Consider the following 10,000-nt stretch of genomic DNA (forward strand, 5'->3'; position numbering starts at 1 on the left):
CTTCCGAGTAGAGAGGAGTTGATTGAGCAGTGCGCTTGCCTTTCGATACAATGGTATAATTATTTTTGCCAAAAGTAAATTGATACGATTTATTGAGTTCTAATGGCATGCCTTTCTTTGAGATGGCCGGAAAATTGCCTTCTTTGAAAGTTAAACCTTGGATTAGTATTTGCGGGTCGCCCGTTGCATAAATCCTATAACCGGTTTTAATTTTTTTATCCTCATCGACTACCGGATCATGTTCTCTTTTTAAAGAAATTGGGATTTGCTTCCGAAGATAACCGTCTTTTTGGTTATAGATTGCAATCCAATCGGTTTTAACCAATGAAGGAGAAAATGGTAACTCGTCCCCATGATATGAAGTCGGTTGCGCAAAGGAAACTTTAGGTATACACTTGATTAAACCTCCAAAGATCCACCCATCCCTTAATTTTGCCCAACTGCTTTGGATTTTCCGATTTCGTATTTCTATTTCGTCTAAGGTAGAAGTGTATTCCTGTACATCGACAGGAAGAGGTTCTTTAATTTGACGAACTACCTTTCCGGATATACTCGGAGAATCTCTAACAAGTACATCTGGGTAGATAGTAAAACAAGATTTCGATTCTTCGGAACTCAAATCGCCTTCCGTTAAGAATACTAAAAATACGGTGAATAAAAATGAACGTTTTAAATTTAGCTTTGGAATCATTTGAAAAGTATCCTTGATTTTTTCGACTCGTCTATGTTAGGGAGAATTTCTGCAATGTCAATGGAAAAGAGTTTAGTTTTTGATAGAGGTTATAAATTGAAATTCCAAGATAAATTCGTTTCAAGAGTTAGGATGTAGGGACTTCTTCAAAAAACGAACAATTTGAGTTAGGTGCAATTTTTGAGGCTTTCGCGTCTTTGCAAAATCGAGCGTCAATTTTATAGGTTATTGGTTTGAATGAAAATTTATCCGACTTTTACGTCTAACTCACGATCAATAAAAAAGCCGCAATTAATTGCGGCTTTTTACATTATAAAATTCTAAATTAAAATCAGTTGAAAAATCTTTTATTCGCTTCTTCAGGGACGGAAATTCCGGTAAGTTTTGCTTTTTGAAGGATTTCCCAAAAATATCTGTAAGTCGCACGGTCGTGAAGATCTCCCGCGTATTGAATCGGTCCCCATTCCGCGTTTTGGGCTTGGATGAGAATTTCAGCCGCGGTTTGAACCTCGCTGTAATCCGGAGCCATCGCGTCTAAGATCGCTTGGATCTGAGTCGGATAGATGGACCACATTCGTAGGAAGCCGAAATCGTCGTGGGCACGTTTTGCGTCTTTGTAGGTTTGGTATTGATTTTTAAGATCGAGTGTTACGTTGTGTGCGGGAATCACTCCGTTTGCAAGAGCGGCCGCGACTAGATTCGCTTTTCCTCTTCTTAAAAGTTCGTGTTCGAACTGCCCCGGGCTTTTCATACAGGAAGCGGGAATTGCTCCGTGATGTCCGGAGATAAAGTCCATTAAACCGAAGTCAAGAACTTGCAACCAAGGAAGAGCCGCGATTTTTTCGACTTCTTGAAGGGCGCCGTTGGTTTCGATCAATACGTGAATCGGAATTTCCCTTTTGATTCCCGCCTTTTGAACGGACTTTTGAATGTAAGTGATCATTTCCTCTACCTGAGCCGCGCGGGTCGGTTTTGGAATGGTGATGTATGCGATTTTTTCTCCCGCGCCCGGAACGATGATGTCTACGTCTTGTTTCCAGAACGCGTTCGTATAGTCGTGGATTCTGACGCCGCTCATTTTGTGTTTGTTGAGTTCGCTGTTTTGAAGACGAACAATCAGTTCCGCGTGTTCTTTTTCTTTTCCGGTTTGTGCCCCGTCTTCGCAGTCCATCGTGATATCGAAAAGACCGCCGAGTTTATTTTGTAGTTCGAGCGCTTTCGTAATCAGCTTTTCGGAACCTGCAAAATGTTCACAAGCAGGAATGATAGGGAAAGGCTTTTCTCCTTCGAAGAGCGCCTCTCTCGGATGAGTCAATTTAGACATAGAGATACCTTTAATTCTGGTTTCGAGCCTGCAAGTGAGGGTGAAAAGGCTCTAAATACAGGTTTCGAAAGTGCGGGTCTCTGTAAACCGATTTTCCGAAGTATCAAGCTTCCAGGAGTTTGAGAATGACCGCTTTCTGGGCATCCAAACGATTTTCGGCTTGTTGGAAGATAATGGATCGCTGACTGAGGACGACTTCTCTGGTGATTTCATAACCCGCATGGATTGGCATATCATGCATAACTTTCGCATTCGTTTTTTCCATCAAAGAAGAATTGATCTGATATGGCATCATGAGTTCCATTCTTTGTTTTTTCTTATCCGCGTAAGAAGGGTCATTGAAAAATTCCATGTCTAGCCAAGTGTCCGTGTAAACGTAGTCCGCATTTTTTACCGACTTTTCCAGATTTTGTTCCCAAGTAAGAGTTCCTTTCGACTTGGCTCTTTCCACCGTGGGTTCGTGAATGTTTTCTTTTTCCGCGATCGGCGTTACGAGAGTCAGACGGATTCCGAGTGCGGCAGTGATTCCTATGAGGGAATTGACCACATTGTTATGAACTCCGATGTAGGTTAGTTTCGTTTGATCGAGGGGACGTTCCGGGTCGTCGAGCGCGATCGTCATGATATCCGCGAGAGATTGACAGGGGTGAAACATGTTATCGCATCCGTTGATAACCGGAACTTGAGAGCCGTTTTTCATCAAAAGGAGATCCTCATGTTTTTTCAGACGAGCCATGATGACGGAAACGTTCCTGGAAAGATATCTTGCTTCCAGATCGATATCCGAAAGTTGAAAGTTAGACGCCATCCAATCCAGGTAAATTCCGTGCCCTCCCATTTCGGTCATGGCGACTTCGAAGGAAACTCTGGTTCTTGTGGAAGTTTTCTGAAAGAGCATCGCCAAAGTGCGACCGCTCAGATGACCCGCATAGTTGACTCGATTTTTCTTTACATGGATTGCAAAGTTGAGTAGACCCTGAATCTCGGAATCCGACCAATCTTCCCAGGAAATCAAGTGTTTTATGTTACTTTCAGGCATACGAGTTTATGTACAAAAAACAAAATCGGAGCCGTTTCGTAAATGAAAAAGATATCGAACGATCTGAAACGCGCCCCATAGGAAGCGTTTCATTGAGTTCCAATAAAAACCTCATCGAAACAGGTGCCTCATTCTCTACGGATCATTCGGCAGGGGAGTGAGATAGCCAGCGAACAGCGGAGCATTACCGAGCGATCCCTAGAGAGCGAGGTTGAGTTTTGTAAGCGGCTCTCAACGAAGTTGAGAAAGAGACGATCCATAGAAAGGCCCCCGTTTGAGTTCAGGAAATTTATAGGAGGGCGTTTTGCTTAAATTATTTCAAAAACCGGCGTTCTTGTTCTCTAAATTGGAGCGGCTTTCTTACTACTCGGACGCATAAAAATGGTACCAAAAATGAACAGACAGTTTTTGAAAAGAAATAGAAGCGCTCGCAAAATTGCGCCGAATCCAGAATTGCTGGTTTTTTTGAAGAAGATCTAACATTCTAAATTTTGAAACAAATTTATTACAGTATTCTTTTCATGTATCCGAGTAATAAGAATCGAGTCCGGATCGTTTCAGAAAACTCAAGTGCCGCCGCGCCTCACTATAGGTCGCGTCAGCAGAGCCACAAATACGGAAAAGAAAGATTCCGGTCAAGACGCGAGTTCTAAGGCGATAAGAATATCCGGGAAGCGAGTCTTCTGGTGGAATTGGATCTTGAGTATAAATCCCTTTCCGTCCGGGCGAGAAGTTTGTGTTTGAAGGCTTCCTTGAAAACGAAACTGGAGATCTAAAGTGCGAGAATCGATCTGCCCGCTCAGAGGAGAACCTTGGAGAAGATTCAACTTGGACGGATAGGAGATGGTAAGTCCTTCTTCTTTGATTTTTAGAATTTCGAAAGAATCATTGAATCCGTCTATTTGTAGTTTCAAACCTTGAAGATCTCTTGAGGGGTTAAGGGGAATTCTTTCCATCTGTTTACCTACTTTGAATTGATATAAAGAATATGACGGATCTCTGTTACATTCTATTTACTCGAACAATACGAATGGATAAAAAACGAAAGATGTGGGAACTCCCGCAAAAATTCCTTCGGTTTAATTGCTGACAGTCGACTTTGTAAAGAAAACCTGGAAAGAGCGCGGGGAAGAGTAATGGGCGAGACAGTAGAACAAAAACCGAACCAATCGATCGAAGAGGAAACTCGAAGAAGAAGGACATTTGCAATCATCGCTCATCCGGATGCTGGAAAGACAACCCTTACGGAAAAACTTCTTTTATATGGAGGCGCAATCCAACTCGCAGGAGCCGTTAAGGCTCGTAAGAATCGGAAAGCCGCCACTTCTGATTGGATGGAGATGGAAAAAGAAAAAGGGATTTCCATCACTTCCGCCGCACTTCAGTTCGAATACAACGGACATGTTCTCAATCTATTGGACACACCCGGTCACGAAGATTTTTCGGAGGATACATATCGCACTTTGATCGCGGCGGATACCGCGGTGATGGTGTTAGACGCTGGAAAGGGAGTCGAGCCTCAGACGATTAAGTTATTCAAAGTTTGTAGGGATCGCGGAATCCCGATTGTAACCTTCATTAACAAGATGGACAGACCAACGAAAAATCTTTTCGTTCTTTTGGATGAGATTGAAAAGGTTCTCGGGATTTCCGCCGTGCCTATGGTGTGGCCGATCGGAACCGGTGTGGATTTCAGCGGAGTTTATTCCCGCAAAGATAAGAAAATTCTAACATACGATAAGACGCCCGGAGGAAGTCAAAAATCTTCCTTTCAAACCTCGGGTGTAAACGATACGGAACTCGATTCAAGATTCGAAGACTGGGTTATAAAATCCTTTCGGGAGGAATTGGAACTTGTAGAAGGGGGAATTTCAGAGTTCAGTCAAAAAGACTTTTTAGATTCTAAAATTACTCCCGTTTTCTTCGGTTCCGCCGTGAACAACTTCGGAATTCAATTGTTTTTGGATGAGTTCATCAAGATTGCTCCCCCTCCGTTATTCTTTCCGTTGAAAGACGGATCTCGTTTGGATCCGATCCATACTCCTTTCAGCGGGTTTATCTTTAAGGTTCAGGCGAACATGAATCGCCAGCATCGGGATAGAATTGCGTTCTTAAGAGTGACTTCCGGTAAGTTTGAAAGAGGGCTCAACGTGCTTCATGGAAGATTGGGAAAATCCGTGAAACTTTCCTCTTCTTTTGCTTTTTTCGGTCAGGATAGAAATACGGTCGATGAGGCGTATCCGGGGGACATCATCGGTCTCGTAAATCCGGGAACGTATGCGATCGGAGATATAGTCGCTTCTTCTAAGGTTCCCGATTTAAAATCTCTTCCCGTATTTGCGCCCGAACTTTTTGCGACGATTTCATCCGCCGATACGGCGAGTATGAAAAGCTTTCGAAAAGGGATCGAGCAACTTGCCGAGGAGGGAATTCTTCATTTGTTTTCTTCTCAGACGATCGGCGGAGGTCTGCCAATTATCGGTGCAATGGGACAACTTCAGTTCGAAGTATTTAAAAGAAGACTCCTAGACGAATACAATGCCCCTTCTACGATCACCGTTCTTCCTTATGTAATCTCTTGTTGGATCGGTCAGGAAGATCTGGCAAAGGTTCCGTCTTCGGCCAACCTAGTCACCGATCGGGGAGGGAGGGCCGCTCTTCTCTTCGATACGGAATGGGACAAGGGGTATTTTCAGAAGAAAAATCCCGAAATAACTCTTTTAGACTATCCTCCGACTGTATAACGAAATTTTCAGACGGTGAAAAAAGTTTCGAGGATAGTAAGAATTCGATTCTTTTCGAAGTCTTAGATATTGTATTTGCACCAGATGTCTTTGAGGCGAAGATACTTTTAGAAGTTCCTTCGCCTATTTTTTACCGGGTTCTTATTTCCGTTTTCCTAATATTTGGATACTTTCATTTCGTTTCGCTTAGGATCGTAGGCAAATGAAAGATCAAGTTTTTTCTGGCGGTCGTAGTCAGGTTATCTTCTCCGCTTGTTGCGTTCGGTCTGTCTGCCGCATCCAATTGAGGAGAGAAAACGTTGTCCGCAGAGGTGGAGTCCCAGAAGAGCACCTTATCCAAGGATACGTTGAAAAGGAGATTTCCTTTTTCCCCTTTGGCATTGTTCAGATCCACGACAAGAATGTACGGATCGTCTTTTTTCAAAGACTTTGCGGAAGTTGGTAATTTGAATTTCAACTTCTGAGAACTATCCGTATAAGGAACTCCGGAAAAATTTTCAGCCGGATTTAAGGAATTGAATCCGAACGCCGCGTTGGTGCTGGTGCCTTCCGGCATTTTTAAAAGAGAACCGCTGGACGCATCGATAAAAGATTCAAAAAACGAGTAGGATCCAAACTCATTTTGGGGGCGTAATTCCGGAAATATCAGACTTGGAGAAGTCATGAACGATTTGGGAGCTTGGTAATCGAATATGACCGGAGAGACATCTCCTCTTTCCGCAAAAACGGCGTTTTCCATCCCGGGAAACGTTGGCGGAGTCGGCTTATTCAGGATCAAATCCACGTAACGGTACGCGTTTTCGGGAAGATCTGTTGGATTAAAATAATATCGAAATGCTCGGATGACTAATCCGATTCGATCGTAGTCGTTTTTTTCGTTCTGCGGGATTTGGTTTATCGGTAGAGTCGTCTTCATTGTCCCATTGAGTCCCGTTATACTCTTTCCCTCAAATGCGGTGCATACCCCGCTACCGAACGGCCCCGTCATATTGAAGGAAACAAAATTAGCATTTTGTAAAGTTTCGCTTCCTCTGGCCGGTCCTCCCTTGGCGACGGATTTGTAGGCGACGATTTGACAGACTTGGATTTCGGCGGCTTGCGGAGTTAAAAACTTATCGTTAAATCCGTCTCCGTAGTTTTGGGGATTATCTCCGGCCAAGTCCGTTAAGAATGCGGAGCCTTCTTGTCCGACCGCTTCGGGGAGCGTTAAAAAACGGGAGGAATCTTTGGTTCTTGCCGCAAGCAAACTTGTCGTATTGGAAAAATTGAAGCTCGCTGTTCCGTTCGGACCCGAGAAAAGCGCGGCCATCAGTAACAGTTCTTTATTGTCGTCTTTTTCTTTTTTACAATCCGTAACCAGGAATAATGCTGCGATTGCCAAAGCCGTGATCGCCAGCGTTCCTCTCTGCAATTGGTTTTTATTTTGTTTCATCGTGTAAACCTCCAATGAAATTCAGGAGAAATATAGGGATTCGGACACGAAGTGAGACATGCGTATTGAAAAAAATCGGGGTTTTATGGTCGGTCGGTTATTTTTTAATTTTATTTCAAAAGTTTTTAACTAGGCTTTTCTGATTTCTATAGAATAGAATTCTCAAAATTTCGCTTTTACTGATCCCTATAAAGGTAAGTACCGTTAATTTGAGCACAAATCCCACGTTTAGACGCAGAATTTTAGACACTCTATTATGTAGAGATGAGTAAACGAAGATTTGCGTTAAAATTGACGATCTGCTCCTTTGTGGAGGATCGGTAAAGATGTTGTTATACGGCGTAAATGGTAGAAAATCATCTCAAAAGACGAAACTACATCGAAAGCGTTGTCTTAAAATTTTCTCAAGGTTATACGCAAGGATAAAAACTTGAAATTCGACTTGATACGATTTACAATTTTGGAATTGTAAATGAGTTTTTAGAACGGTAAAAGTTCGGTTTTTTAGGAAAATATGATTTTAAAAAGATTCCAACGCATTTACGCACAAGAGCCGTTTATCCTAAGAGTGAGAGCTCTATACTTGCTTTTCTTTAACGCGATAATTTTTACTTTTGCTAGTTTAGCATTTATTTTTTTTTTCTATGAGAAGGAAAAGACTTATCGTCCCAGTTATATTCTATTTATATCCGCATCGTTCGTTGCGATTTTGTTGCTCTGGTATGGAAAATACAAAAAAGCGTTAGTCGTCACTTTGTTTTCGGTCGTAATGGGCGTTACTTGGGCGTTGATTTTTGGAAATCCGGCCGGAAACGTAATATCTAGCCTTTCTGTTCTTGTCATCTTATTTTTGTTGTTTACGAATATTCGAACGACGATGTATGTTTCTGTATATTCGTTTATTTTAATGTTTTTGTTTTTTTACAAACTTAATTCAAAAAATATGTTAAACAGCGTTTTTGCCATGGATTCCGTATTGGGCTTTTTTATTTTCTCGATTCTCGCCTTTTTAACGGTCAATCTTTTGAATTCTTATATTAAGGAAAAAGACGAATTGATCAAGGAAATCCATCACAGGGTGAGGAATAATCTTCAAGTTCTAAGCGGGCTTGCGGACCTTCATCGAGACGACAAATCGGATTTGCAGAGGGTATTATTCGAATTTCAGAATCGAATTCTTGCGATGTCGGAAGTGCATAATTACCTGTACAAATCCGACAACTATCACAGTATAGAATTTTCGGGTGTGATAGAAAGGATCATAGAGAATCTTAAAAACAAACATAAGGAATCGCAAGCGGTGATCCGTAATTATTCGGAAAGAATCGATCTACCGATCGAGACAGCGATTCCTTGCGCGATGATCTTTAACGAACTTTTGAACAATTCTCTGACGCACGCTTTTAAGGAATCGCAGGATCCGGGCATAGAGATTCGTTTTTCTAAAAACGGTGAAAATTACAAATTAGTCATAAAGGACAACGGAGTGGGAATGGCAATCCCCGTTGATTTGAAAAAACCGACTACGACCGGATTTACTTTGATTCATATACTTTCCAAACAGATTCGAGCGCATTTTGAACTTTTCAACGATCGGGGTTTGGTTGCCGTTTTGGAATTTTGATCCGGTTTTAGATAATTTTCAAAGTTCCGCCTGTTTCAAAAATTGTAGACTTACTCATTCCGTTCGAATCGAAATTTCTTTTGACGAGTAAATATATACGTTCCAAAGTCTCATTCGACATTCCTGAATGTTGATTTGCGTTTATTTAGGGCTATATTTGTTTTTATTAGAATTGTGTTGACAAATTTGTAATTTGTTTTATACTCCGCCCCCTTTGATAAGGAGAAAAAAATGAAACAAATTTGGATTATCGCCTTACTATTATTAGGCGGATGTGCGGAACAAGGCAGCGGGGGAAAAGAGGCTTCCGTTTTGCTTTCGTTACTTTCCGGTAAAACTTCGTTGGATCTTACAAATCATCTTCAGAGGTCGTCCGCGATCGTATTTTCCGGTATGACGTATTACGTCGACGCGTTGCATGGGAGCGATTCCAATACCGGAATCACACCTTCTCTTCCTTTTAAAACCATTACAAAAGCCGCATCTTTAGCCGTAAGCGGAGACGGTATCCTGGTTGCGTCGGGAACGTATAATTCGGCGTTAGGCGAAGTGTTTCCGATTAAAATTGCGGATGGTGTTACGATACTCGGAGACGAACAGAGTAAAGGAAACACAGGCGGAGCGCATTCTTACTATTCGGGTTCTGGAACGTACGGAAATTCCGGACCCACGTTTGTTCAGGGCGGGGCGAATCTAGTTTCAACCTCCCTTTATCCTACCTTCGCTTTGGGAAATAATTCCGTCATTGGGGGATTTAAAATAACCAATCCAATCATAAATTCAAGAGCTCAAATCGTTTTATTGAATAATGTGAGCGGGGCGGCAGTCAGAAAAAACACGCTGACAACCAACTTTACTGGAGGACGCGGCGTTTACATTTATTCTAAAGACGCAGGCGGAAATCATACGATTGCGGATAATATTATAAGGTATAACACAGCCGGAATTGAAGCAGGGGCCGCACTTTTGACTAGCCGTGTGGAAAACAATTGGATCAACAACAATTACAATGGAATTCTTATGAGTGATTCTAGGTTGGATTTAGGTGGCGGCACTACGGGGAGTGTCGGACGAAATTGGATCTTTTGCAATACGGCGCGTGATCTAGTTGTAAGTCCATATCCAATCGAAAACGGTTGGTTGCCC

Annotated in this window: 7 protein-coding genes and 1 pseudogene (2 of these 8 only partly in view); 3 read left to right on the forward strand and 5 right to left on the reverse strand. The window is 42.2% G+C overall.

Annotated elements, in window-relative coordinates; genetic code table 11:
- From FHG67_RS06175 to FHG67_RS06190, 4 genes and pseudogenes are all read right to left on the reverse strand, one after another.
- Nucleotides 1-691 (reverse strand): annotated as a pseudogene (locus FHG67_RS06175) (SH3 domain-containing protein); it reaches 244 nt to the left of the window's first position.
- Between the two features lie 331 nt (nucleotides 692-1,022).
- The gene (locus FHG67_RS06180) at nucleotides 1,023-2,015 is read right to left on the reverse strand and encodes an HpcH/HpaI aldolase/citrate lyase family protein (protein WP_002762794.1); all 993 of its coding nucleotides are present in this window, start codon (nucleotides 2,013-2,015) and stop codon (nucleotides 1,023-1,025) included.
- A 103-nt stretch (nucleotides 2,016-2,118) separates the two neighbouring features.
- On the reverse strand, nucleotides 2,119-3,054 hold the full coding sequence (locus FHG67_RS06185) for an ornithine carbamoyltransferase (protein ID WP_016759366.1): 936 nt from the start codon (nucleotides 3,052-3,054) through the stop codon (nucleotides 2,119-2,121).
- A 635-nt stretch (nucleotides 3,055-3,689) separates the two neighbouring features.
- Nucleotides 3,690-4,010: a hypothetical protein gene (locus FHG67_RS06190; protein WP_004495696.1), complete on the reverse strand. Its 321-nt coding sequence runs from the start codon at nucleotides 4,008-4,010 to the stop codon at nucleotides 3,690-3,692.
- Nucleotides 4,011-4,190: 180 nt separating this feature from the next.
- Between FHG67_RS06190 and FHG67_RS06195 the strand changes: the two genes are divergently transcribed.
- Entirely contained in the window at nucleotides 4,191-5,798 is a 1,608-nt protein-coding gene (locus FHG67_RS06195) for a peptide chain release factor 3 (protein ID WP_004500711.1), read from the forward strand.
- 172 nt (nucleotides 5,799-5,970) lie between these two features.
- On the opposite strand, the gene srpA is transcribed toward FHG67_RS06195, so the two are convergent.
- Entirely contained in the window at nucleotides 5,971-7,230 is a 1,260-nt protein-coding gene (srpA, locus tag FHG67_RS06200; RefSeq protein WP_004495692.1) for a sigma factor sigX-regulated lipoprotein SrpA, read from the reverse strand.
- Nucleotides 7,231-7,744: 514 nt separating this feature from the next.
- Between srpA and FHG67_RS06205 the strand changes: the two genes are divergently transcribed.
- The gene (locus FHG67_RS06205) at nucleotides 7,745-8,854 is read left to right on the forward strand and encodes a sensor histidine kinase (protein WP_004502237.1); all 1,110 of its coding nucleotides are present in this window, start codon (nucleotides 7,745-7,747) and stop codon (nucleotides 8,852-8,854) included.
- Nucleotides 8,855-9,085: 231 nt separating this feature from the next.
- Nucleotides 9,086-10,000 carry the 5' portion of an LIC10774 family surface protein gene (locus FHG67_RS06210; RefSeq protein WP_004502174.1) on the forward strand. 156 nt of this gene lie beyond the right edge of the window, so the window shows 915 of its 1,071 coding nt (coding positions 1-915); its start codon is at nucleotides 9,086-9,088; the stop codon falls past the right edge of the window.

Source organism: Leptospira weilii (assembly GCF_006874765.1).
In the GTDB taxonomy this organism is placed as follows: domain Bacteria; phylum Spirochaetota; class Leptospiria; order Leptospirales; family Leptospiraceae; genus Leptospira; species Leptospira weilii.